Here is a 23,860-nt window from a genome sequence, read left to right as displayed (position 1 = left end):
CCCACAGGCGCCCGGAGTTTGCGTTCAAGAAGACCCTGGAGCCACTCTCATCAGGCGCTCCCCCAAGAATCAGATGTTAATCAGGTGATGTGACTTGACTCACAGAGCAGGGTATTTGTTGACCCTGTGTACCGAGCGAACAGCTCACTGTGATTCAGTTGCGAGGACAATGCAGCACGAGAGTCGATCAGAATCCTGGAGTTGCTGTCGAGGTCTCGGGGAGAGCGAGCGTATGGAGACCGAGTCGGAGCCGTACGTCCGTCTTGCGACCCTTCGGCAGTTGCATGAGGCCGTCGCCGAACTCAACACCGCCCGGAGCCTGGCGGACACCCTCAAGACCGTCGCGGACGGAGTGGTCTCCGGCCTGGGATACGAACTCGCGTGCGTGAACGTCGTCCAGGCCGACGGTGATCTCGTGGTCGCGGCCTTCGCGGGCAGTGCGGCGGCCGAGGCGTTGATCACCGGCCGGGTCGGTTCGCGGGCCTCCTGGGAGCGCCGGCTCAGCATGGGCGAGAGCTGGGGCGAGCTGCGTTTCATACCCCACACCGAGGGCTGGGTTCTGCTGGAGGACGACGTCCCGCAGTGGTACACGGAGGGCCCCGAACCCCGCTTCGAGGACGAGTGGCACCCGCAGGACCGCCTCTATGCCCCGATGTACGCGTCGGGACGCAAGGACCCGCCCGCGCACGCGGTGGGCGGCGGGCGTGAGCTGCTCGGCGTGATTTCCGTGGACCAGCCGCGCGGCGGACGCCGTCCCGGCCCCTGGGGGCAGGAAGCCCTCCAGATGTACGCGTCGCAGGCGGCGATTGCGATAAGCAACGCTCGCCTCCGAGCAAATATGCAGCGCGCCCTGGTCCGCCTGGAGCGTGAGCAGCAGGCGCTGCGGGCCAGTGAGGAATCCTTCCGCCAGGCCTTCGAGTACGCGCCCAGCGGCATGGCCATCGCCGAGATGGGTGGCGACCAGCACGGCCGGCTGCTGCGGACCAACGACGCGCTCTGCCGGCTGCTCGGCCGCCCGACGTCCGTGATGCGCCGCTACTCGTTCTCCGACCTCGTCCACCCCGAGGACATCGGGACCCTGCTCCGTACCTCCGCCGAAGGCGGCCGTGCCGAGCTGCGGCTGGTCCGCCGCGACGGTACGTACGTCTGGGTCTCGCTGCGCAACTCCGTCGTCGCGGACACGACGGACGGCCCCCGCCTCCTGCTCACCCATGTCGAGGACATCGAGGAGCGCAAGAGCCGCGAGCTCCAGCTCGCCCACCGTGCCTCGCACGACGCGCTGACCGGCCTGCCGAACAGCGCGGAACTGCGCTCCCGCCTCGCCGCCCGGCTCTGCTCGCACCCCGGTGCCCCGCGGGAGACGGCGGTCGAGGCCCTGGACGCGGCGTTCGGCGGGTACGAGGGCACGGTCCTGTACGAGCCCGGGTACGACGCGTACGACGGCTATGACGGATACGACGGGTACGAGGAGCGGGCGGGCCGGCGCGGAGGGATCCGGGGCGGAGCCGGACCCGAAGGGCTCGGCCGGCCGATCGGCGGCGGCACCTTCGACCACCACGAGCACATGGTCGCGCCCGGCGGTGACGGTAAGGCCGACGACGGTACGAAGGGTCTCGCGGTGCTCTTCTGCGACCTCGACGGATTCAAGTCGATCAACGACCGCTTCGGGCACAACACGGGCGACGAGGTCCTCATCGAGGTCGCGCGCCGGCTGACCACGGGCGTACGGGACGGGGACACGGTCGCGCGGCTCGGAGGCGACGAATTCGTCGTACTCGCGGATGGCCTGGGCGCGGCGGACGCCGCCGACCTCGCCGTACGGCTGCGGAACGCGATCATCCCGCCGATCAGGGTCGACGGCAGGGCCGTCCGGGTCGGCGCGAGTTTCGGGATCAGCTGGGCCGCCTGCGGGATGTCCGTGGAGGAAGTACTGCAATCCGCTGACCAGCGGATGTACGTGGAGAAGCGCTCGCGGAGCAAGGTCCACCGGCGGGCGGGATGACGACCGTCGGGACAACGACGGCGGGGTGAGCCGGCGGAACCGGGGCAGCCGGACAGGGACAGGCGGAACATCGAGGCCGACGCCTCGGGGCAGAAGACAGAGCAACAGAGCCGAAGCGCAAAGCGGCAGGTACAGAGAGACAGCGGGACAGAATCCCGGATGAGACTCCGGTCTCAGGGGGCCCGCCCGGCAACGTTCGGGACAGGGCTGGGACATGGCCGCGACCCGTTGTTCACCCGGCGGTCGCAGACTGGCTGCCACCCGTCAAGACCCGTCCGTAGGCTTACGCATTCGAGGTAGGCTCGGCCGGTCGGCGACGCTGGCGAGATGGTAAGGAGTGACCAGGGATGACGGCCGGGAACAACGGCGCGAGCAAGCCCGAGGACGACGATCCGTTCGGTTATCTGTACGAGGACGGACAGGCAGCGGGCGGCAATCAGCAGCGGCGCCAGGGCGGCTACGGCTACCCGGGCCCGGCGGCGCAGCCCGGCGTGCCCCGGACTTCGTACAACCAGGTCAGGACGGTCGGCGAGCGTCAGTACGGTCAGCAGGCCCCCGTCCCGCAGCAGGCGCCGTACGGCCAGCAGCAGACCTACGGACAACAGCAGGCTTACGGCCAGGCTCCTTACGGCCAGCAGGGGCAGCAGGGGCAGCAGCCCAACGCGCACTACGCGGCTCCCGAGACCCAGCCGGGCGGCGGCGGCCCCTCCACCCGCCAGGTCCCGGCCCAGCGCGGCAGCGGCGGAGGCGGGCGCGGCGGCCCCAACACCAAGGTTCTGCTGAGCATCGCGCTCGCGGTGGTCGCGGTCGTCGTGGTCGGCATCGGCATAGCGCTGGCCACCAGCGACGACAAGACCGGCGAGGAGGCGGGGCCGTCCGCGTCCCCGTCGGCGGGGCAGTCCGAGGACGCGGGAAAGCCGAGTGACGCGGCGACGGACAAGGAGAAGGAGCCCGTCGACCTGCCCAAGCAGGATGCGGCGACTCTCAAGCTCACTCCGCCTGCGGCAGCCGCCACGGACATCGCCGGGGCGAAGAGTGAGAGCGGCGCTTATGTGTCGCTGAACGGCGTCGGAGCGGCGACCACGTGGACTGTCGATGTCCCCGAGGCCGGGCCGTATACCCTCGCCGTCACCTACGGAGTGCCCGGCAAGGACGCCAAGACGTCGCTGAGCTACAACGGCGGCAAGATCCAGTCCCTCAACATGTCCAACTTCGCGCGCGCCGCCGAGGGCGACTGGGCCAAGGGCTGGACGAACACCTTTGCCTACATCAACCTCGACAAGGGATCGAACACGATCAAGATCTCCTGCGAGCAGGGTGACCAGTGCGAGGCGAATCTCGACCAGCTCCAGCTCAAGGCCGGTCACGTCAAGGGATAACACGCGGCAATTCGCATGGCGAAGTGGTCGTTCGCGAACGATTCTCCGGAGACTGAGCAAAATTTCGCCCCACCGGTGCTCCGGTGGGGCGAAATTTAATTCACTACGTTCTCACCGCGAGAGACCCGAGGCGGGGAGCATCTATTTCATGCCAAGGTTCAGCGGCGGCTCAGGGATGTCACTTACCAAGTCACATCTGTGCATGAGTTGAGCATCTGGTCGCCTTCGAATCTGGCAACCTGTACGCCAATATCGAAGAGTCCACCACTGTCTGATGCTGTTGTGTACCAAGCGTTACCAGTTCCACTGCCTCCGGTGATGGAACGCCACGCCCAGTACTTTGTCGTTCCGAATGTATTTTTCGAGAGGAATCTGACCCTCACGTGATGCCCGTCGGCAGCCGTGTCGTTCAGGCTGATCGACATGTTGATGGTGGCGTCCGGTCCGTGCCAGTTGTTGTAATAGATCGAGCCTTTGGCTCCCGTAGTGCTGCACGCGAGCGTGCCCTCGAAGCCGTCTGCTTGAGCTGTACCCGAAGCTGTCAATGTCAAGGTGATTGCAGCTGCCGCAGCGATTAAGCTCTTTTTCATCAAAGTTCCCTCCCTGTTCTTTTTGTTCGAAAGGTAATTTACCGGAACGATTGACCGAGGGGGAAGTGCGGTCGGGGATGTGGCTAAAATTGCGATCCGGTCAAAATACATTCGATGCAGTCATTGGGTTTCGTGTGCCGGCTGCGCGGGTACCATTGCGCTTTTTCAGGAATTCTCAACCGGTCTGCGCTCGGTGCAATCAGTTGCGACGTTATTCAGGCCTTCGACCGATGAGGTCCCTAACGGTCCCGGCGATTCGACATGGCCGAGATGGAGCGTGAGCGGTACGGAGAATGCGCGTGTGACGGTGGCCTCAGCGGGCGGTGACGAGTTCACCGGCGCTGAGGAGTGCCATGCGCTTCCCGGATCCGCTCGCGGTTGTCCTGGTTGTTGCGGCCGTCATGACTTCCGTGATTGTTCTGAACATCCGGGCTGTTCCGGTGTTCCCGGGTTTCACGCCGCCGGGTGTGCCGGGTGTTCCGTCACCGTGACGCGCGGCAGCAGTTCCTCGTACGCCTCGGCGTCGAACTCGCCCGCCGTCGGGGACAGGACCGTCGCCATGGACAGCGCCACCGCGCGGGTCAGCCGGGCCGGCCAGGGGAGGTGTTCCACCAGCCCCGAGATCAGCCCGGCCACCGCCGAGTCGCCCGCGCCGGTCGGGTTGCCCTTCGCGAGGGAGGGCGGGGTCGCCTGCCAGACGCCGTCCTTGGTGGCCGCGAGGATGCCGTCCGGGCCGAGCGAGGCGACGACGGCGTGGGCACCCCGGCGGCGGGCGTCGTGGGTGGCGCGCAGCGGCTCGCGGGAGCCGGTGAGCCCGGCCAGTTCGTCGGCGTTCGGCTTGACCAGGTCGGGCCGGGCGGCGATGCCCCGCCGTAAAGGTTCGCCGCTGGTGTCGAGCAGTACGGGTACGCCCGCGCCGCGCGCCCGGCGGATCAGCTCGGCGTACGCCCCGACCTGGATGCCGGGCGGCAGGCTGCCGCACAGGGCCACGGCGTCGGCGCCGGTGAGCAGCCGGTCGTAACTGCCGAGGAAGGTGGTCCACTCGGCGGCCGAGACGAGCGGGCCCGGTTCGTTGAGCTGGGTGGTGTCGCCGGTTCTCTCGTCGACGACGGCGATGGTGCGGCGGGTGGCCCCGGAGATCGGTACGAGCGCGTCGACCGGTCGCGTGGGCGCGGCCGGGGCGCTCCGGCCGCCGCCGGATCCCGCACGTCCGCCGCCGGGTCTCGTACGGCCGGGCCCGGATCCCGGACGGCCTGCCGAGCCCGCCCTGCCGCCGGCCGTGCAGCCGCCCAGCAACTCCCGCACCACATCGCCCGTACGGCCGCCCGCGAACCCCGTCACCACCGTCTCGTGGCCCAGCGCCGCCAGCACGCGCGCGACATTGAGGCCCTTGCCGCCGGCGCGTTCGACGACGTCGCCGACGCGGTGCGTGGCGTGCGGGATCAGCTCGGGAGTGCGGTACGTGATGTCCAGCGCGGTATTGAGCGTGACCGTCAGAATCATCCGTCACACTCCTGGGGAAAGCGCTGTCGGCCGATTATCGAAACGATCATGTCAAAAAGAAGGTGGTTGGCCCAGCCCCCGGGCCGACCGCCTTCGTACGGACTCGCGCGGGGCGTACGAGCCCCGTACGCGCCGTGTACGGGCCTCGTACAAGAGCCCCCGTACGCGCCCCGTGGCCCCACGCGCCCGTGGCTCCGCGCGAGCCTCGTGGCGCGTACGTGGATCACGGCCCACGCGCCGGACATCACCCCACCCGGGTGTCAGGCCCCGGACATCAGCCCACCCGGGTGTCGGCCCGGGGATCGACCACCCATTCGCCCTTGTACAGCACGCCCTTGACCGCGAAGCCGGCGTCCAGCACCACCAGGTCCGCGTCCTTGCCCGGCTCCAGCGAGCCGATCCTGTCGTACATCCCCAGCAGCTTCGCCGGGTTGACGGAGATCGCCTGGACGATGTCCTCCACCGGCAGCCCGTCCACCGTCGCCGCCCGTTTGAAGGCCGTGTCCTGCGTGAGCGTGGAGCCGGCGATCGAGCCGCCCTCCACCAGCCGCGCGACGCCTTCCCTGACCTCGACGGCGAGCGGGCCGAGTTGGTACCGCCCGTCGCCGAAGCCCGCCGCGTCCATCGCGTCCGTGATGAACGCCACGCGGCCCGCGCCCGCGCGGTGGAACGCCAACTCCAGTGCCGCCGGGTGCAGATGCGTACCGTCGTTGATCAGCTCGACCGTGACCCGCTCGTCCTCCAGCAGCGCGGCGATCGGCCCCGGCGCCCGGTGCCCGAGCGGCGGCATCGCGTTGAAGAGGTGCGTCGCCAGGGTCGCGCCCGCGTTGATGGCCTCGACAGTCTGCTCGTACGTGGCGTCCGTGTGCCCGATCGCCGCGATCACGCCGTGTTCCGTCAGCAGCCGTACGGACTCGATGCCGCCCGGCAGTTCGGTGGCGAGGGTGACGATCCTGGCCGTACCGCGTGCCGCGTCGACCAGTTTGCGTACCTCGGCCGGGTCGGGGTGGCGCAGCAGCGTCTCGCTGTGCGCGCCCTTGCGGCAGGGGGAGATGAACGGGCCTTCGAAGTGGATGCCCGCCAGATCGCCCTGCTCGACCAGCTCGGAGAGGAACCCGGCGCGGTGCGCGAGGAAGTCCATCTCGCCGGTGACGGTGGAGGCGACGAGCGTGGTGGTGCCGTGCTCGCGATGCGTACGGACGCCCTTGAGGACGTCGTCCACCGAGCCGGAGGTGAACGAGGCCCCGCCGCCGCCGTGGTTGTGCGTGTCCACGAAGCCGGGGACCACCCAGTGTCCCGGCAGATCCAGCGTGACGGCGTCGGCCGGGGCGGCGCCGGCGATCCGGCGCCCCTCGACGATCACCCGCCCGCCGTCCACGATTCCGGTGGGCAGGACCACCCGGGCACCGGTGAGGACGGTGCTTTCGGCGCGTGTGGCCATCAGGTGGTTACCTCCGTGGAGAGACGGTCGGAGTGGTCGGAACCGGCGGAACTGGCGGAACTGGCGGAACCGGCGGAACCGGCGGAACCGGCGGAACTGGCAGGACTGATGGTGCCGGTGGAACTGGTGGTGCCGACGGAGCCCGCGCGGTGGCCCGAGCCGCCCGAGTCATCTGCGCTGTGCGTGCCCGCTGAGCCGCCTGAGCCGCCTGAGCCGCCTGAGCGGCCTCTGCCGTCGCCGTACGAGCTCTGAGCGGCGGCGGCCCCGCCGAGCAGGTCCCAGGCCAGCAGACCGGCGCCCAGACATCCCGCGGTGTCCCCGAGGGCCGCCGGGACGATCCCGGGCAGTCTCTGGAACGTCACCCGCGCCTCGACCGCGGCCCGCAGAGGCGTGAACAATGTTTCCCCGGCCCCGGCCAGGCCGCCACCGATGATCAGCGTGCCGGGGTCCAGCAGGGTGAGCGCGGTGACCAGCCCGGCGGCGAGCGCGTCGACCGCGTCGAGCCAGATCCGTACGGCCACGGGGTCACCGGATTCCACGGCCTTCGCGCAGTCGGCGGCGTCCGCCGACGGGTCGCCGCTCGCCGCCGCCCAGGCGCGGGTCACGGCCGCCGCCGAGGCGAGGGTCTCCAGACAACCGCGCTGCCCGCAGCCGCACTCGGGACCGTCGGGGCGGACCACGACATGGCCGATCTCGCCCGCGGAGCCGTGCGCGCCGGCCTCTATGGCGCCGCTGATGCCGATGGCCCCGGCGATCCCGGTGCCCAGCGGGACGAACAGGAACCGGTCGGCGCCCCGGCCCGCGCCCAGCCGCCCCTCGGCGAGGCCGCCGGTGCGTACGTCGTGGCCGAGTGCGACCGGTACGCCCCCGAGCCGCTCGCCGAGCAGGTCGCGCATCGGGACGTCGCGCCAGCCGAGGTTGGCGGCGTACAGCGCGATGCCGCGCTCCGCGTCGACGATCCCCGGGATGGCGACCCCGGCGGCGACGGCGCTCTCGCCGAACTGCTCGATGCCGTACGCGCGCAGGTCGGCGGCGAAGCCGAGGACGCTCTCCACGACGGCTTCCGGGCCGCGCTCCCGGCCGGTCGCCCGCCGCGTCTCGTACAGCAGCGCGCCGTCCGCCGCGACGAGGGCGGCTTTCATGCCGGTGCCGCCCACATCCAGGGCGATGACGTGTCTCACGGGAACAGTGTCGCGCGTAGACCCGGGAGAGGTCTAGTCCACTGTTCTCTATTTGTTGGCCGGGGTGGCGTAACGTGCGTTGCTGAAGCGAAACCGGCCCCGTGTGGACTGTGCCGCTCCGGATGAGACAAAATCTCAACTTCGTTGAGGTATTGAGATCAAGGGCGGGGAACTGAGCAGTGCGACAGCGTTCTTTGAGTGTGACCGCGGCGATATCTGCACTGGGCATGACAATTGCGCTTGCCGGTTGCGGCAGCACAGGAGACTCCGGGGACGTCACTCTCAGACTGGTCGCCGCAGAGTACGGATCGAGTGCGGCGAACAGTACGGAGCGGTACTGGCTGGCCATGGTCGCCGAGTTCGAGTCCCGGAATCCGGGCATCAAGATCGACATCGACATCCGCCCGTTGAAGACCATCGACTCCGATGTCGCCAAGATGGTGAAGGACGGCAAGGCCCCCGATATCGCGCAGGTCGGCTCGTACGCCGACTACGCCAAGAGCGGCAAGCTCTACACCGCCGACGAGGTCCTCTCCGTTCCCACTCAGGCGAACTTCCTCACCCAGCTCACCGACGCCGGAACGGTCAACCGCATCCAGTACGGGGTGCCGTTCACCGCCTCCACCCGGCTGCTCTTCTACAACAAGAAGTTCTTCAGGAAGGCGGGCCTGGCCGCCCCGAAGGACTGGGCGGACATCAAGGGCGCCGCGCAGGCCCTCAAGGATCAGGGCGTGACCACACCGCTCGCGCTGCCGCTGGGTTCTGAGGAGGCGCAGACCGAGACCCTGATGTGGCTGCTGAGCGGTGACGGCGGTTACACCGACACGGCGGACGGTTCGTACAGCCTCGACTCGTCGCAGAACGTCAGGACCTTCTCGTGGCTGAAGGGCCTCGTCGGGGAGGGGCTGACCGGCCCGATCGCGCCCAAGAACCTCGACCGCGCCACCGCCTTCCAGGCGTTCACCTCCGGCGAGGTCGGCATGCTGAACGGCAACCCGTCGCTGCTGGTGGCGGCCCAGGACCGGGGCATCGACGTCGGTACGGTGCCGCTGCCCGGCGTCGAGGGCAAGGCCGAGTCGTCGATGGGCGTGGCCGACTGGGCGGTGGCCTTCAAGCAGAACGACCACCAGAACGAGATCACCAAGTTCATGGACTTCACGTTCGACGACCAGAACGTCCTGACCTTCGTGGGCAATTACGACCAGCTGCCGGTCACGTACACGGCGAACGAGAGGATGTCGGCGAACCGGGCCTACCGGAACCTGACCAAGTTCCAGACGCCGCTGAACCAGTCCGAGCTCTTCCCGTACGACAAGACGTCGTGGTCGATCGTCAGCGAGAGCATCAGGAAGAACATCGGCCAGGCGGTCGAACCGGGTTCGAGTCCCGGGGGCGTCCTCGGCGGGATCGCGCGGGACGCACAGACCGCGGAGTCCGCGGAGTCCGCCGAGTAACGTACGGGTCCTATGACCGCACACCCAGCCGCCCCCGGGGAGCCGAGCCCCCGGGACCCGGAACCAGGGGAGTCGAACCCCCAGGACCCACAACCGGAGAAGCCGGACCCCGCACACGCGGAGCCCGCGGCCCCGGACCCCGCACACGCGGAGCCGGGACATCCGGACACCTCGGCCTCGCCGGACACCTCAGCCTCACCGGACGCGGACGCGGACGCGGACGCGGTTGCCGAAGCCGAAGTCGGCGCCGACGGCGTACGCCGCGGACCCGCGGAGCTTTCCGAGCGGGATCGTGCCGTCCTCGCGGTGGAAGCCCGCGGCTGGCCGGGGCCCGGCGCCAAGGAACGGGCCGTACGGGAACAGCTCGGCATCTCACCGACCCGCTACTACCAGCTGCTGAACGCGCTGCTGGACGATCCCCGGGCCGCGGAGCACGATCCCGTGACGGTCAACAGGCTGCGGAGGGTCCGGCAGGCGAGGCGCGAGCGCCGCTGAGCCGGGGGCGGACCAGCACCGGAACACGCCCACCCGCCACCCGGGCGCCCCTCGCAGGGGCGCGCCCGCCGCATCCGCGCGCCGCGCCTCACCCGGACGACGGCTGGTCGTCGAAGGCCGCGAGGTGGCTGGTGAGGTCGTCCGCGAAGCGCCCGAGGAGGCGGCCGAAGTTCTGGCGGTCCTGCTGGGGCCAGTCGGCGAGGGCGTCGGTGAACCATCCGACGACGGTCCGCATGTAGCGCCCGGCCGCCGCCGCACCCTCGGGGGTCGCCTCGATGAGCCGGGCCCGCTGGTCATCGGGGTCTTTGACCCGCACGACCAGGCCGCGCCGCTCCAGTTCGTTCACCTGCCGGGTGATGTGCGGTCCCACGACCTGCATCCGCGCGGCGATCTCGCCGATCCGCAGCGGCCGGTCCGTCATGTGCAGCGCGAGGAGCACCGACATCGCCGGCCGGTCCACGTGGATCGCGGCGGTCTCCATGGCGCGTTCGATCAGACGACCGCGGGTCAGCACGTTGCTGAGCTGCGTCAGCCGGGGGAGCACGGCCAGCACATCCTGATCGCTTCCGTCGCTTCCGTCACTTCCACCGCTTCCGTCACTTACGGCGCGGCCTGCGGCGGCCGTGTCCGGCTGCTGGCGATCCATTTCGACTCCTCGTTAAATACCTACGTTAGGTATATAGTCTTCCTGGGCGGCGCACGCATCCGAGGTGCGCCACGCCCTCTTTAAAGATACCTAAATTACGCATCCATCAATATCCGGTCGGTCTCCCCGAGTCCGACCGGGAGAAGGAGTATCCATGAGCACGGCAACCGAGCGGACGGCCGAGCGGACGGTCCTCATCTCCGGCGCCAGCATCGCGGGACCCGCGTTGGCCTACTGGCTCCACCGGTACGGCTTCCGGGTCACCGTCGTGGAGAAGGCCGGCGCGATACGGGGCGGCGGCTACCCCATCGACATCCGCGGCACCGCGCTGGAGGTGGTCACGCGCATGGGCCTGCTCCCACGGCTCCAGGCGGCGCACGTCGACAGCCGCCTGATCACCTTCCTGGACGCCGACGGCAGCCCGGTGGCCGCCATCAAGCCCGAGGTCATCACCGGCGGCGTCGAGGGCCGTGACCTCGAAGTGCGCCGCGGGGACCTCACCGACGCCCTCTACGACACCGTCCGCCAAGACGTCGAGTTCCTCTTCGACGACTCCATCGCCACCCTCCATGACCACGACGACGGTGTGGACGTGACCTTCCGAGGCGGCGCCCGGCGCACCTTCGACCTGGTCATCGGCGCCGACGGACTCCACTCCCACACCAGAGGCCTGGCCTTCGGCCCCGAGGAGCGGTACCACCGCTACCTCGGCTACTGCTTCGCCGGTTTCACCATGCCCAACGACTTCGGACTCTCCCACGAGGGCGTGACGTGGAACGTCCCCGGCAGGGCCGCGGTCCTCTACGCCGCCGGCGACGGCGACCAGGTCCACGCCTTCCTCAACTTCACCCGCCCCGAACCGCCCTTCGACGCGTTCCGCGACCCCGGCGCCCAGCGCGACCTCGTCGCCACGCTCTTCCCCGACGACCAGTGGGAGATCCCGCGCATGGTCGCCGCCATGCGCGCCGCCGACGACCTGTTCTTCGACACCGTCAGCCAGATCCATATGCCCCGCTGGTCCACCGGACGCGTCGTTCTCGCAGGCGACGCCGCACACGCCACCTCGTTCATCTCGGGACAGGGATCGAGCCTCGCCCTGGTGGGCGCCTATGTCCTCGCCGGTGAACTGGCCTCCCACGCCGGCCACACGGCCGCCTTCGCCGCGTACGAGGACCGGACACGGGAGTTCGCGGAGCTGAACCAGGCGCTCGCCACCGCCGGAGGCGCCAAGATGCTTCCCCGCACCGCCGACGAACTGGCCCTGCGCAACCACGCCCTGCAAGACCCCTCCCTCCTCCCCGACGACCGCAGAAAGGCCGTTCACTCCGCGCTCGACCTCCCCTCCTACACGGGTGTCGGGTAACAGACGGCCCCACATCCTTCCCCGTCCATGACAGGGTCCGTACCCCGCGCGCGGGGATCCCCCGATAGGCTCGGGGCCATGGGCAGCAGCAGTCATTCGCACCCCCTGCCGAATCCGACCACTCCCGCCGGCGCCGACGGCCTGGCCGCGTTCCTGGCCAGGCCCGGGAAAGCCGTCGTCGCCCTCGACTTCGACGGCACCCTCGCCGAGATCGTCCCCGACCCCGAACAGGCCCGCGCCCATCCGCGCGCCCTCCCCGCCCTGGCCGCGCTGGCGCCACGCGTCGCGTCCGTCGCGGTGATCACCGGCCGTCCGGCCGGGGTGGCGGTGCGGTACGGCGGCTTCGCCGGAGTGCCGGGGCTGGACCATCTCGTCGTCCTCGGCCACTACGGCGCGGAGCGCTGGGACGCCGTCAGCGGCACCGTCAAAGCTCCCGCCGCCCACGAGGGCGTGGCATCGGTCCGCGCCGAACTCCCCGGATTCCTCGACCGGATCGGTGCCTGGCGCGGCACCTGGATCGAGGAGAAGGGCCGCGCGGTCGCCGTCCACACCCGCCGTTCCGCCGACCCGCAGGCCGCCTTCGAAGCCCTGCGCGACCCCCTGAACGAACTCGCCGCCCGCCACGGCCTGATCGTCGAACCGGGCCGTATGGTCCTCGAGCTGCGCCCGCCCGGCATGGACAAGGGCGTGGCGCTGACGGAGTACGTACGCGAGGTGGGCGCCGAGACGGTCCTGTACGCGGGCGACGACCTGGGCGACCTCCCGGCCTACGCGGCGGTCGAGAAACTCCGCTCGGACGGCCACCCGGGGCTGCTCGTATGCAGCGGCAGCGAAGTCCCCGAACTGGCGGAGCGAGCCGACCTCGTACTCCCCGGCCCGGCGGCGCTGGCGGACTTCCTGGCGACGTTGGCGGCGAGCTAGGCCGCCTGCGGCGCAGTTGCCCCACCGACCCGCAGACGAGAGACGGGCGGGAGGGGGACGGGGGCGCAGGAGGTGACGTGTCCGGACGTAGAGCGTGATTTGTGGCGCTTACGAACCCGCACCCGATCACGAGACCCGCACGCGCCGTAAATCATGCAGTCCGGACATGCGCCTCCGGAGCCCCCGGCACCCGCACCCACCACAAACCCCCGCACCCAGAACCCCGCCGTGAGGCTACGCGCAGAACCCCGCCGGGCGGCTACGCACGCAGGGCCGTCAGCTGGTCCAGGAACCACTGTTGCGGCGGCAGCGCCGTAGCCGTCGCGGCCAGGCGCTTCGCTCGCTCCGCGCGTTCCTCCGCCGGCATGCTCAGGCCCTCGTGCAGTGCCGCCGCCGTCGCCGTGATGTCGTACGGGTTCACCACCAGCGCGTCCTCGCCCATCTCCTCGTACGCGCCCGCCTCCCGCGACAGCACCAGCGCGCAGCCGCGCTCCGAGATGACGGGGATCTCCTTCGCGACCAGGTTCATGCCGTCGCGGATCGGGTTGACCAGGGCCACGTCCGCCAGGCGGTACGCGGCCAGCGAGCGGGCGAAGTCGTCCTGGACATGGAGGATGACCGGGAGCCAGCCCGGGGTGCCGAATTCGGCGTTGATCCCGTCGGCCACGCGCTGCACCTCGGCGGTGTAGTCGCGGTAGATCTTCAGGTCCTGCCGGGACGGGTAGGCGAAGGCGATGTGGACGACGCGCTCGCGCCATTCGGGACGGTCGGTCAGCAGCTGGCGGTAGGCGTGCAGGCCTCGGACGATGTTCTTGGACAGTTCCGTACGGTCCACCCGGACGATGATCTTCCGGTCCGTGCCCGCGCCCGCGTCCGCGCCCCGGTCCGCGCCCCCGCCCGTACTCGCGCCCCCACCGATCTGCTCGCGCAGCGCGCCCAGACGCTCGTCCACGTCCGGGCGGTGCGCGCGCTCGCGCAGGAAGTCGGCGTCGGCGCCCAGGCCGTGCACCCCGATGCGGGTGTTGCCGGTCCCGCCCAGCAGCTCCGTACAGCAGGCCGTGAAGGCGTCCGCCCAGCGCCGGGTCAGGAAGGCCGCGCGGTCCGCGCCGAGGATGCCGCGCAGCAGCTGGCGCGCGATGTCGTCGGGCAGCATCCGGAAGTAGTCGACGGGCGCCCACGGCGTGTGCGAGAAGTGCCCGATCCGCAGGTCAGGCCGGAGCGCCCGGAGCATTCCGGGCACCAGTGCCAGGTGGTAGTCCTGCACCAGCACGGCCGCGCCCTCGCCCGCCTCGTCGGCCAGCGCCTCGGCGAAGGCGCGGTTGTACGTCTCGTACGACGCCCACTGCGCGCGGAACTCCGGGCCGAAGGACGGCTCCAGCGGGGTCTGGTAGAGCAGGTGGTGGACGAACCAGAGCGTGGAGTTGGCGACCCCGTTGTAGGCGTCGGCGAACACGTCCGGCGCGATGCCCAGCATGCGCACGCGCTGTCCGCCCGTGTCGGCGGTGTCGAGCCGGCCGCCCGTGCGCCGTACGGCCTCCCGGTCGCCGTCCCCGAGCGCCGCGCACACCCACACCGCGTCCGTATCGGGCCCGATGGCCGACAGGCCGGACACCAGCCCGCCCCCGCCGCGCTTCGCGGCCAGCTCGCCGTCGTCACGCAGGGTGTACGAGACGGGGCCACGGTTGGACGCGACGAGAACCTGGGCGGCTTGCTCTGAGGCCATGTGCCGAAACCTAGCCCGTCCAGGAAACGCTCAAACGTACGGACGCGGTCCGGTGCGCGTGAGTCCGCCCATACGGCGCCGCCCCCGCGCACACCCGCCGCCCCGGCGGTGCGCCCCTACGCCGCGCGCCCGGCCGTGTACTCCGCGATCTCCCGCACCGGCGGCCGCTCCTCCGTGTCCACGGCATGCGTACGCGGTACGAAACCGTCCTCGCCCCGCTCGAACTGCGTCAGCACCGGACGTATCAAGTGCCCACGGGACAAGCGGAGTTGAGCCGTACGGTAGATCGCCGCAGCCATCCGCCCCAGCGCCCGGTCGTCCTGGTGGCGGTGGACCCGTACCCCCACGTCGACCTGCGCCATCGCGTCCAGCCCCACCGTGTGCAGCGTGTCCACCAGCAGCCCCAGCTCCACGCCGTATCCGACGGGGAACGGCAGCCGCTCCAGCAGCGAGCGCCGCGCCGCGTACTCGCCGCCCAGGGGCTGTACGAAGCCGGCCAGCTGCGGCCAGTGCAGATTGAGCAGGGGCCGCGCCATCAGCTCGGTCACCCGCCCGCCCTGCCCGCTCGCCGCCCCCGGAGAGCCCAGGGAACCCGGTGAGCCGGTGGCCCCCGGCCCGCCCAGCGGCCGGTCGTACATCGCCTTCACGAAGTGCACATCCTGATCCGTGAGCAGCGGACCGACGATCCCGGACACGAAGTCCGGTGAGAACCGCTTCAGATCGGCGTCCACGAAGCACACGATGTCACCGCTCGTCACCAGCAGCGACCGCCACAGCACCTCGCCCTTGCCCGGAAGCGCGGGCAGCCGGGGCAGGATGCTGTCCCGGTGCACCACCCGCGCGCCCGCCGCCCCGGCGACCTCGGACGTACGGTCGGTGGAACCGGAATCGATCACTACCAGTTCATCGACGAGCGCCACCTTCTCCATCAGCTCGCGCCGGATGACGGAGACGATTTCGCCGACTGTTTCCTCCTCGTTCAGCGCAGGCAGCACCACGCTCACCGTGGTGCCGCGCGCGGCCTTCGCCGCCAGAAGCCGGTCGAGCGTACGGTCTGCCGCTGACCAGGAACGCCTGGTCAGCCAGTGCTCCACCTCTTCCAGCACGGTCGAAACTCCCTGAGCGTGTGCCATGAACGTGATCCATCTCGCGGTGCGGACGACTATCTCCACCATCCGCCCCTTCGGTTACAGTCTTGAACAACGCGTATGACCACCGCATGCCGGGGTCATCACGCCGAAAAACGCATCGGATCCAGGTTCCGGTGCCATAGCGCTCATCCAGAGGGACTGAGGGAACGGCCCGTTGAAGTCCCGGCAACCCTCCCGCCGACCATGCAGAGGTCACGGTGGGGAAGGTGCCAATTCCGTCTTGTGGCGAAGTACGTCACGAGGAAGATGAGGAGAAAGGGCCTCGCCTCCATGGCTGTGCAGACTGTCCCCAACGACAACGCCGACACCGGTGCGTCCGTTGATCTTGGACCCGCCGCCGCCCTCTCGTGCCGCGAATGCGGAGAGCGTTTCGGCCTCGGTCCCATTTTCGCCTGCGCGAGCTGTTTCGGGCCGCTCGAAGTCGCGTACGACCTGCCGAGCGGCAGCCCCGAAGAGCTGAAGAAGCGCATCGCGGAGGGCCCGGACAACATCTGGCGCTACGCCCCGCTCCTTCCCGTACCGGCCGATGTGGCCACGAAGCCGAACATCAACCCCGGCTTCACCAAGCTGGTCAAGGCCGACAACCTGGCCCGTGAGCTGGGTGTCACCGGTTCCCTGCACATCAAGGACGACTCCGGCAACCCGACGCACTCCTTCAAGGACCGCGTCGTCGCCATCGCCGTCGAAGCCGCCCGCGTCTTCGGCTTCACCACGCTCTCCTGCTCCTCCACCGGCAACCTGGCCGGCGCCGTCGGCGCCGCCGCCGCCCGGGCCGGCTTCCGCTCCTGCGTGTTCATCCCGCACGACCTGGAGCAGGGCAAGGTCGTCATGGCCGCCGTCTACGGCGGTGAACTGGTCGGCATCGAGGGCAACTACGACGACGTGAACCGGTTCTGCTCCGAGCTCATCGGCGACCCGCTGGGCGAGGGCTGGGGTTTCGTCAACGTCAACCTCCGGCCGTACTACGGCGAGGGCTCCAAGACCCTCGCGTACGAGATCTGCGAGCAGCTCGGCTGGCAGCTGCCGGACCAGCTCGTCATCCCGATCGCCTCCGGATCGCAGCTCACGAAGATCGACAAGGGTCTTCAGGAGCTGATCAAGCTGGGCCTGGTCGAGGACAAGCCGTACAAGATCTTCGGCGCGCAGGCCGAGGGCTGCTCGCCGGTGTCCACCGCCTTCAAGGCGGGCCACGATGTCGTACGGCCGCAGAAGCCGGCCACCATCGCCAAGTCCCTGGCGATCGGCAACCCGGCCGACGGCCCGTACGTCCTGGACATCGCCCGCCGCACCGGCGGCGCGGTCGAGGACGTCAACGACGAGCAGATCGTGGACGCGATCAAGCTGCTGGCGCGCACCGAGGGGATCTTCGCGGAGACGGCGGGCGGCGTGACCGTCGGCGTGACGAAGAAGCTGATCGACGCCGGTCTGCTCGACCCGACGCTGACGACCGTGGTCCTCAACACCGGCGACGGGCTCAAGACGCTGGACGCCGTGGCTCCGACGACCGGGCCTTCGGCGACCATCCGCCCGAGCCTGGACGCGTTCCGCGCCGCCGGTCTGGCCCACTGAGCGCCACCGCCGGCCGCCGCCCGCCACCATCCGTGGCCGCGCCCCCGCACTCGCACCTCGTACTCAAGAAAGGCCCCACCATGAGCGTCAAGGTCCGCATCCCCACCATCCTCCGTACGTACACCGGTGGCCAGGCCGAGGTCGCGGCGGAGGGCGCGACCCTCTCCGACGTCATCCAGTCCCTGGAGAAGGAGCACCCCGGCATCGCCGCCCGCGTCCTGGACGACCAGGGCAAGCTGCGCCGCTTCGTGAACGTGTACGTCAACGACGACGACGTCCGCTTCGAGCAGGGCCTGGAGACCGCCACCCCGGACGGGGCCGGCGTCTCGATCATCCCGGCGGTCGCCGGAGGCTGACCCGACGCCTCCTGGCGCGGTATCGGTATCGCACGACCGGAATGGCCCCCTCCGCACGAGAAGCGGAGGGGGCCATTCTGAATGGTTGAGCACGGTAGAGTATGGGAACGCCCCTACATTTCTCGCCCCGAGCGCATACGAGAACGCGACAACATCGGGGCGAAGTCCTGGTGCCCTATGTGCCGTACGCGCACTTTGCCCGGCCCGACTTGCCCCGGAACGCAGTGAATTGATCACTATGCGTGTTCAGCCATGCCCGGATTTCTCGTCCGATTGACCTGTTGCAGAGGGCAGTTGGGCGGATACATTCAGCCGCGGTCGACGCGTTACGGCGCGAAGTGTGGTCCTCCCGAGGACCAGTACTAGGGGAGTTAGGCATGGCTCAGGGCACCGTCAAGTGGTTCAACGCGGAGAAGGGCTACGGCTTCATCGCGGTAGACGGTGGTGCGGATGTTTTCGTCCACTACAGCGCGATTCAGATGGACGGTTACCGCACCCTTGAAGAAGGTCAGCGAGTGGAGTTCGAGATCTCGCAGGGCCAGAAGGGTCCGCAGGCGGACATGGTCAAGCTCGCCGTCTGATCCCGGCGCGATCGGCCACCGACGCACTCACGCCGAGGGGTCCGTATCCCAGCACATGGGGTACGGGCCCTTCGTGCGTCCCCGTTCCCTGGCCGCGTCCGGGTCGACGGCGGTGCTTCGAGGCGCTTGCGCCCATCCGTCTCCCGGCCACCGCCCCCATCGATGCCTCTTCGAGGCGCTTGCACTCTCGGGGGTCGAGTGCTAATTATTGGCGTTAGCACTCTGCAAGTGAGAGTGACAACTTTAGGACCGGGTCGGTGAGGCCCGAAGAGCCGGTGGGGCAAGGAACCACACGGTTCTCAGGCCGTCCGTCGCGGGCGCCAGCGCGGTCCGGAGCAATCCTTCCCCAAGCTCTCAGCTCCGTTCGAGCAGGGGAGACCCCATCTGTCCGGGAGGACCACTTCACATGGCCAAGATCATCGCGTTCGACGAGGAGGCACGGCGCGGTCTCGAGCGCGGGATGAACCAGCTCGCCGACGCCGTCAAGGTCACCCTTGGTCCCAAGGGTCGCAACGTCGTCCTCGAGAAGAAGTGGGGCGCCCCCACGATCACCAACGATGGTGTTTCCATCGCCAAGGAGATCGAGCTCGAGGACCCGTACGAGAAGATCGGCGCCGAGCTGGTCAAGGAAGTCGCCAAGAAGACGGACGACGTCGCCGGCGACGGTACGACCACTGCGACCGTGCTCGCCCAGGCGCTCGTCCGTGAGGGCCTGCGCAACGTGGCAGCCGGCGCCAACCCGATGGCCCTCAAGCGCGGCATCGAGAAGGCCGTCGAGGCCGTCTCCGGTGCCCTGCTGGAGCAGGCCAAGGACGTGGAGACCAAGGAGCAGATCGCTTCGACCGCCTCCATCTCCGCCGCCGACACCCAGATCGGCGAGCTCATCGCCGAGGCGATGGACAAGGTCGGCAAGGAAGGCGTCATCACCGTCGAGGAGTCCCAGACCTTCGGTCTGGAGCTGGAGCTCACCGAGGGTATGCGCTTCGACAAGGGCTACATCTCGGCGTACTTCGCCACCGACATGGAGCGTATGGAGGCGTCCCTGGACGACCCGTACATCCTGATCGTCAACTCCAAGATCGGCAACGTGAAGGACCTCCTTCCGCTGCTCGAGAAGGTCATGCAGTCGGGCAAGCCCCTGCTGATCATCGCGGAGGACGTCGAGGGCGAGGCGCTGTCGACCCTGGTCGTCAACAAGATCCGTGGCACCTTCAAGTCCGTCGCCGTCAAGGCCCCGGGCTTCGGTGACCGCCGCAAGGCCATGCTCAACGACATCGCCATCCTCACCGGTGGCACGGTCATCTCCGAGGAGGTCGGCCTCAAGCTCGAGAACGCCGGCCTGGACCTGCTGGGCCGCGCCCGCAAGGTCGTCATCACCAAGGACGAGACCACCATCGTCGACGGTGCCGGTGACAGCGACCAGGTCGCCGGTCGCGTGAACCAGATCCGCGCCGAGATCGAGAACAGCGACTCGGACTACGACCGCGAGAAGCTCCAGGAGCGCCTCGCGAAGCTGGCCGGCGGCGTGGCCGTCATCAAGGCCGGCGCCGCGACCGAGGTCGAGCTCAAGGAGCGCAAGCACCGCATCGAGGACGCGGTGCGCAACGCCAAGGCCGCCGTCGAGGAGGGCATCGTCGCCGGTGGTGGCGTGGCTCTGCTCCAGGCGTCCTCGGTCTTCGAGAAGCTGGAGCTCGAAGGCGACGAGGCCACCGGTGCGCAGGCCGTCAAGCTCGCGCTGGAGGCCCCGCTCAAGCAGATCGCCGTCAACGGTGGTCTTGAGGGCGGCGTCGTCGTGGAGAAGGTCCGCAACCTGACGGTCGGTCACGGCCTGAACGCTGCGACCGGCGAGTACGTCGACATGATCGCCGAGGGCATCATCGACCCCGCGAAGGTGACCCGTTCCGCTCTGCAGAACGCGGCCTCCATCGCGGCGCTGTTCCTCACCACCGAGGCTGTTATCGCCGACAAGCCGGAGAAGGCCGGCGCGGCCCCGGCCGGCGGCGGTATGCCGGGCGGTGACATGGACTTCTGAGCCTGACGGCTCGGACCTGGTCCATGGTCTGAAGTGACCGAGGGCGGTACCCCTGTTGAGGGGGTGCCGCCCTCGGGCGTTTCAGTGGCTTCGTCAGCGGGTGTAGTCCTCAGCGGGTGTAGTCCTTGAGCTTCTCGGTTTCCAGGGTGATGGAGACGGGGTGCGGGAGCTTGACCGTGGCGCCGTACGGATGCAAGGTGCGGCTCTCGTACACGCCCCCTCGTAGATCGCTGTACACGGCCAGTTCTTCCGTGTCCCGGTCGATGAGCAGGTAGACGGGGATACCGGCCGCCGCGTAGCCGTCACGCTTCTCGACGCGGTCGCGGAGGTTCGTTTCGTAGTCGTAAGAGGTCACTTCGAGGGCCATGAGGACGCCAGTGGGGTCACTCCACTCGCCCTGACCCGCGAAATGGTCCACCGGCGCGAGGGCTCCGTCCGGGCGGGCGCGGTCTCCGTAAAACGTCTCCACCGCCAAGCCCTGCTTCGGATACAACGCCAGTTCAGGGCGGTGCCGTAGGCATTGCCGCAGCAGCCACATGAAGATTTCTCCGTGGTCACCGTCTGTCGCCGGTTTGACCTCGACTCTCCCGTTGATGAACTCGAACGTCACCGTCTCGGGAGCCGCACGAGCGACCTGTTCGAAGTCCTCGGTGGACATCTGGGCGCGGTGAGTGCTGGGGGACCGAACGGTCATGCGTGAGTCCTTTCGGGTGGGCGGACGGCTGAGCGGCCGGTTGGGCGGACGGCCGCGCGGGCCTCGGCCGCCAGGGTGTGGACCTGGGTGGGCGGGAGCTTGGTGGTACGGAGTACGGGGGCCGGTTCGCCACGGCAGGGGGCGCACTCGCCCGCGAGGAGCGCTTCGGGGCGTCCGGGCGCGCCGCACTTCGCGCATTCCAGGACGCGCAGCGCCGGGCGGGGGACGCGGATCGGCTCGGGCGGGAGTTTGGACGTCAGCCGGGAACGGGCGAGCGAGGCCGCGTGGTGGACGGGGACCGGGAGCCCGGCGGTGAGGGCGTTCAGGACGTCCTTCTCGGTGGCGCCCCGCTCGAACCAGGCTGCGGCCAGGGGCTCCAGGGCCACGCAGTCGGCGGCGGACAGCGACATGGCGGGCACGCTGCGGCCGAGCGCGGCGAGCAGGATGAAGGCGCGGGAGCGGGTGGGGGCCGGGGCCTGTGCGGACGGCCGTTGTCGCGGGTCGGCATCGTCCGGTACGTCGTGCGTGGCGGCCTCGTCCGGTACGGCGCCCGAACTGAACGCCGCCCACCAGTCGTTGCCGCGCGCGGTACGGGAGAACCACGTCCGCGTCACCCAGCGCGCGCTGCCCGAGCCGGTCACGTGCTCTCTGCCGCGCCGCAGATGACCGGCGGTCTGGATGTGGCGCAGGGCGGTACGCAGGGCGCACTGGCCGTACGGGAGCAGTCTGGCGAGGGCCTTCACCGACATGTCCGTACCGTCCGGAAGCCGGTCGATGAACGCGGCGACGGCTGCCTCTCGGGGCGGCAGGTGCGCGAAATCGGTTGCTGTGCGGGGCAGTTGGCCGGGTGTCGAACGCTTGCCGTAGCCGGGGCTGGCCATGGGGTGAGACGTCGGCGGAGGTAGCTGCGCGGGGCGCGGGGCGGCACTAGGCTGGGTGTCAGCCATGGGATCGCCTTTCGTGACTAGGCGTCGATCTTGTTGGTCAGGCCCTCGCAGGTGTTTGGTGCACCGGCGGGGGCTGATTTGTTGCTGGGGGTCTTGCCCGGGCCTTGCTTGGGCTTGCTCGGTTGCTCTGGTTTCTTGTTCTCGCTCTGTGGGCACGCTAGAGCGTCGCAACCCTGCGTGGCAAGCCGGTCACGAAAAGTCAACACCCGAGGCAGGGAGGGTGGGTGGGTTGAAACCCTCCTGCCAATCCTTACAAAGAAGGCTCGGAGCGCGGGGCTTGAGCTCCGGGGGGGGCGATGCTCCACATCCGGGCTCCACATCCGGGCTCCACGTCCGGGCTCCACGTCCGGGCTCCACGTCCGGGCTCCACGTCCTGGGCTCCGTATCCGGGCTCCACGTCCGGCGGATCGCACCGGCAGTCGTGGCGGCCGAATGGGCCAGTGGGTCCGGCGGGACGGCCGTGAGGGCCGATTCAGCAGGTATGTTCACCGTCGGTAATGACGGCGTGACAAACTGAAGGAGTAGTCATGGGCCTGCCCATCGTTGGCGGTTTGCTCGACAGTGTGGTCGGGATCGTGCTTGGTGCGGTGGCCGGTATCGCGCCCCAGGTCGCGGCTCTCTTGGCCGGTCTGTAGTCGCCAGCGTTGTGTCTCCGCGTGCTGTGGCCTTCCTCGGTGTGAGCCGGGGAAGGCTCCGGAGGGAAGGGCCGGCCCTGGCTGTGAAGGCCGTTGTGGTGGACTCGTTCGACGGCTCGGGCAGTCTGAGCCTCGTAGATCTCCCTGACCCCGTCCCCGGGCCGGGGCAGATCCAGATCACGGTCCGAGCCTCGGGCGTCGGGCACACCGATATCGCTTCCCGGCGGGGGGAGTTCGCCCGCTTTCCCGAACCGGGCTTCGTGCCGGGGACGGAGGCGGCAGGTGTTGTCACCGCGACCGGTGACGGTGTGGACGACGCGTGGCTCGGCCGCCGCGTCTTCGCGGTACTGCCGGACGGCGGCGGCTACGCCGAGCTGGTCACGGTACGTACGGACGCGGCCCTCGCCGAACTCCCGGCTCAGGTAAGCGCGTCGGAGGCGGTCGCCCTCGGAGGCAACGCGCTCACAGCCCTGTTCATGCTGGAGCGAGCACAGGTGGCGGCCGGGGAATGTGTCCTGGTCCGTGGGGCGGGCGGTGGCGTCGGGCTGATGGCCACGCAGGTGGGAGCGTATTTCGGCGCCGTCGTGACCGCTGTGACGAGTTCGGCGGCACGCGGCGAACGTCTCCTGGGGCTCGGGGCATCCACCGTCCTGAACCGAAGCTTGGGCGAGGACCGCGCCCCGGGCGAGGACCGCGCCCGGGCCGAGGGCGCCACGTACGACATTGTCATCGACCCCGTCTGCGGCCCCGATCTCGCCCGCCACATCGGCCGGTTGCGGCCCAACGGCCGGTACGTCCTGTGCGGCGCGGCCGGCGGGATGCCCGGCCCCGACTTCGCTTCGGGGTTGCGGGGGCGCTTCTACCAGTCCCCCTCGCTGCTCATGCTCAGCATGCGGTCCTTCAGCCCCGAGCGGATGCGATCGGGGCTGAAGGCGATTTTCGAGCTCGCTGCCCGAGGCGCTCTGCGCGGTGTCGTGGACGAGGAACTGTCACTCGGGGACGCGTCGCGCGCCCACGACAAGCTTGAGTCGGGAGCCGTGTTCGGCAAGCTCGTCCTGACGCCTACGTGTCTCTGACCTGCGGTTCTGAGCGGCTGCCGGACTTAGAGGTCGCGCGGGTAGGCCAGGGAGGTCGGGCAGGCGGCGCTCCCACCGGTAAGCCGTCGCCCGGCCGTAGAGGGCGTTGACCGGCCAGTCC

Annotated in this window: 19 protein-coding genes, 1 pseudogene and 1 riboswitch; of the genes and pseudogenes, 11 read left to right on the top strand and 9 right to left on the bottom strand. The window is 69.5% G+C overall.

Annotation, left to right across the window (positions count from 1 at the left end; all coding sequences use genetic code 11):
- The first annotated feature begins 232 nt into the window (after nucleotides 1-232).
- Entirely contained in the window at nucleotides 233-2,002 is a 1,770-nt protein-coding gene (gene cdgB / locus ACIQD6_RS21820) for a diguanylate cyclase CdgB (protein ID WP_401884746.1), read from the top strand.
- Nucleotides 2,003-2,349: 347 nt separating this feature from the next.
- Nucleotides 2,350-3,381, top strand: coding sequence for a CBM35 domain-containing protein (locus tag ACIQD6_RS21815; protein WP_401884745.1), 1,032 nt, complete (start codon nucleotides 2,350-2,352; stop codon nucleotides 3,379-3,381).
- A 182-nt stretch (nucleotides 3,382-3,563) separates the two neighbouring features.
- Here the strand turns inward: ACIQD6_RS21815 and ACIQD6_RS21810 are convergent, their stop codons facing one another.
- The 4 genes and pseudogenes from ACIQD6_RS21810 to ACIQD6_RS21795 form a co-directional block, all read right to left on the bottom strand.
- Nucleotides 3,564-3,971 carry a hypothetical protein gene (locus tag ACIQD6_RS21810; protein WP_401884744.1) on the bottom strand — a complete coding sequence of 136 codons (408 nt, stop codon included), beginning with the start codon at nucleotides 3,969-3,971 and terminating at the stop codon, nucleotides 3,564-3,566.
- A gap of 453 nt (nucleotides 3,972-4,424) precedes the next feature.
- Entirely contained in the window at nucleotides 4,425-5,474 is a 1,050-nt protein-coding gene (locus tag ACIQD6_RS21805) for a 1-phosphofructokinase family hexose kinase (RefSeq protein ID WP_401884743.1), read from the bottom strand.
- Between the two features lie 274 nt (nucleotides 5,475-5,748).
- A complete protein-coding gene (nagA, locus tag ACIQD6_RS21800) occupies nucleotides 5,749-6,915 on the bottom strand; it encodes an N-acetylglucosamine-6-phosphate deacetylase (RefSeq protein WP_401884741.1) in 1,167 nt (388 codons plus the stop codon).
- A 251-nt stretch (nucleotides 6,916-7,166) separates the two neighbouring features.
- Nucleotides 7,167-8,057, bottom strand: a pseudogene (locus ACIQD6_RS21795) (ROK family protein); the annotation flags it as partial.
- A gap of 266 nt (nucleotides 8,058-8,323) precedes the next feature.
- On the opposite strand from ACIQD6_RS21795, the gene ACIQD6_RS21790 reads away from it, so the two are divergent.
- Both ACIQD6_RS21790 and ACIQD6_RS21785 read left to right on the top strand, forming a co-directional pair.
- Nucleotides 8,324-9,550 carry an ABC transporter substrate-binding protein gene (locus ACIQD6_RS21790; protein WP_401884740.1) on the top strand — a complete coding sequence of 409 codons (1,227 nt, stop codon included), beginning with the start codon at nucleotides 8,324-8,326 and terminating at the stop codon, nucleotides 9,548-9,550.
- A gap of 12 nt (nucleotides 9,551-9,562) precedes the next feature.
- Nucleotides 9,563-10,045 carry a DUF3263 domain-containing protein gene (locus tag ACIQD6_RS21785; protein ID WP_401884739.1) on the top strand — a complete coding sequence of 161 codons (483 nt, stop codon included), beginning with the start codon at nucleotides 9,563-9,565 and terminating at the stop codon, nucleotides 10,043-10,045.
- A gap of 88 nt (nucleotides 10,046-10,133) precedes the next feature.
- On the opposite strand, the gene ACIQD6_RS21780 is transcribed toward ACIQD6_RS21785, so the two are convergent.
- Nucleotides 10,134-10,691 carry a MarR family winged helix-turn-helix transcriptional regulator gene (locus tag ACIQD6_RS21780; RefSeq protein WP_401884738.1) on the bottom strand — a complete coding sequence of 186 codons (558 nt, stop codon included), beginning with the start codon at nucleotides 10,689-10,691 and terminating at the stop codon, nucleotides 10,134-10,136.
- 154 nt (nucleotides 10,692-10,845) lie between these two features.
- Here ACIQD6_RS21780 and ACIQD6_RS21775 point away from each other — a divergent pair, with 154 nt between their 5' ends.
- Together ACIQD6_RS21775 and otsB are read left to right on the top strand one after the other, a co-directional pair.
- Nucleotides 10,846-12,054, top strand: coding sequence for an FAD-dependent monooxygenase (locus ACIQD6_RS21775; RefSeq protein ID WP_401884737.1), 1,209 nt, complete (start codon nucleotides 10,846-10,848; stop codon nucleotides 12,052-12,054).
- A 78-nt stretch (nucleotides 12,055-12,132) separates the two neighbouring features.
- Nucleotides 12,133-12,975: a trehalose-phosphatase gene (gene otsB / locus ACIQD6_RS21770; RefSeq protein WP_401884736.1), complete on the top strand. Its 843-nt coding sequence runs from the start codon at nucleotides 12,133-12,135 to the stop codon at nucleotides 12,973-12,975.
- A 259-nt stretch (nucleotides 12,976-13,234) separates the two neighbouring features.
- Here otsB and ACIQD6_RS21765 read toward each other — a convergent pair whose 3' ends face one another.
- Together ACIQD6_RS21765 and ACIQD6_RS21760 are read right to left on the bottom strand one after the other, a co-directional pair.
- Complete coding sequence (locus ACIQD6_RS21765) at nucleotides 13,235-14,698, bottom strand: trehalose-6-phosphate synthase (protein WP_401884735.1); 1,464 nt, start codon at nucleotides 14,696-14,698, stop codon at nucleotides 13,235-13,237.
- Between the two features lie 116 nt (nucleotides 14,699-14,814).
- The gene (locus ACIQD6_RS21760) at nucleotides 14,815-15,804 is read right to left on the bottom strand and encodes a glucosyl-3-phosphoglycerate synthase (protein WP_401884995.1); all 990 of its coding nucleotides are present in this window, start codon (nucleotides 15,802-15,804) and stop codon (nucleotides 14,815-14,817) included.
- Nucleotides 15,805-15,971: 167 nt separating this feature from the next.
- Nucleotides 15,972-16,102, top strand: a riboswitch (SAM riboswitch).
- Between the two features lie 17 nt (nucleotides 16,103-16,119).
- Between ACIQD6_RS21760 and thrC the strand changes: the two genes are divergently transcribed.
- The 4 genes from thrC to groL all read left to right on the top strand — a co-directional run bounded on the left by thrC (nucleotide 16,120) and on the right by groL (nucleotide 20,387).
- Nucleotides 16,120-17,418, top strand: coding sequence for a threonine synthase (gene thrC / locus ACIQD6_RS21755; protein ID WP_401884734.1), 1,299 nt, complete (start codon nucleotides 16,120-16,122; stop codon nucleotides 17,416-17,418).
- A gap of 80 nt (nucleotides 17,419-17,498) precedes the next feature.
- Nucleotides 17,499-17,774, top strand: a complete 276-nt coding sequence (locus ACIQD6_RS21750) for a ubiquitin-like small modifier protein 1 (protein ID WP_401884733.1) — start codon at nucleotides 17,499-17,501, stop codon at nucleotides 17,772-17,774.
- A 377-nt stretch (nucleotides 17,775-18,151) separates the two neighbouring features.
- A complete protein-coding gene (locus ACIQD6_RS21745) occupies nucleotides 18,152-18,355 on the top strand; it encodes a cold-shock protein (RefSeq protein ID WP_005315736.1) in 204 nt (67 codons plus the stop codon).
- Nucleotides 18,356-18,761: 406 nt separating this feature from the next.
- Complete coding sequence (gene groL, locus ACIQD6_RS21740) at nucleotides 18,762-20,387, top strand: chaperonin GroEL (RefSeq protein ID WP_401884731.1); 1,626 nt, start codon at nucleotides 18,762-18,764, stop codon at nucleotides 20,385-20,387.
- A gap of 109 nt (nucleotides 20,388-20,496) precedes the next feature.
- Here groL and ACIQD6_RS21735 read toward each other — a convergent pair whose 3' ends face one another.
- Together ACIQD6_RS21735 and ACIQD6_RS21730 are read right to left on the bottom strand one after the other, a co-directional pair.
- Nucleotides 20,497-21,081: a Uma2 family endonuclease gene (locus ACIQD6_RS21735; protein ID WP_401884730.1), complete on the bottom strand. Its 585-nt coding sequence runs from the start codon at nucleotides 21,079-21,081 to the stop codon at nucleotides 20,497-20,499.
- The gene (locus ACIQD6_RS21730; protein ID WP_401884729.1) at nucleotides 21,078-21,962 is read right to left on the bottom strand and encodes a hypothetical protein; all 885 of its coding nucleotides are present in this window, start codon (nucleotides 21,960-21,962) and stop codon (nucleotides 21,078-21,080) included. Before ACIQD6_RS21730 ends, ACIQD6_RS21735 begins: the two co-directional genes overlap by 4 nt.
- A 784-nt stretch (nucleotides 21,963-22,746) precedes the next feature.
- On the opposite strand from ACIQD6_RS21730, the gene ACIQD6_RS21725 reads away from it, so the two are divergent.
- Nucleotides 22,747-23,739 (top strand): zinc-binding alcohol dehydrogenase family protein, encoded by a 993-nt coding sequence (locus ACIQD6_RS21725; RefSeq protein ID WP_401884728.1) that lies wholly within the window; start codon nucleotides 22,747-22,749, stop codon nucleotides 23,737-23,739.
- Nucleotides 23,740-23,860: the final 121 nt, after the last annotated feature.

Origin of the sequence: Streptomyces sp. NPDC088400, from assembly GCF_044753355.1 — a bacterium.
Classification (GTDB): Bacteria; Actinomycetota; Actinomycetes; order Streptomycetales; family Streptomycetaceae; genus Streptomyces.
Note: the sequence above shows the minus strand (reverse complement) of the source record. Positions and strands in the feature narration are given on the sequence as shown.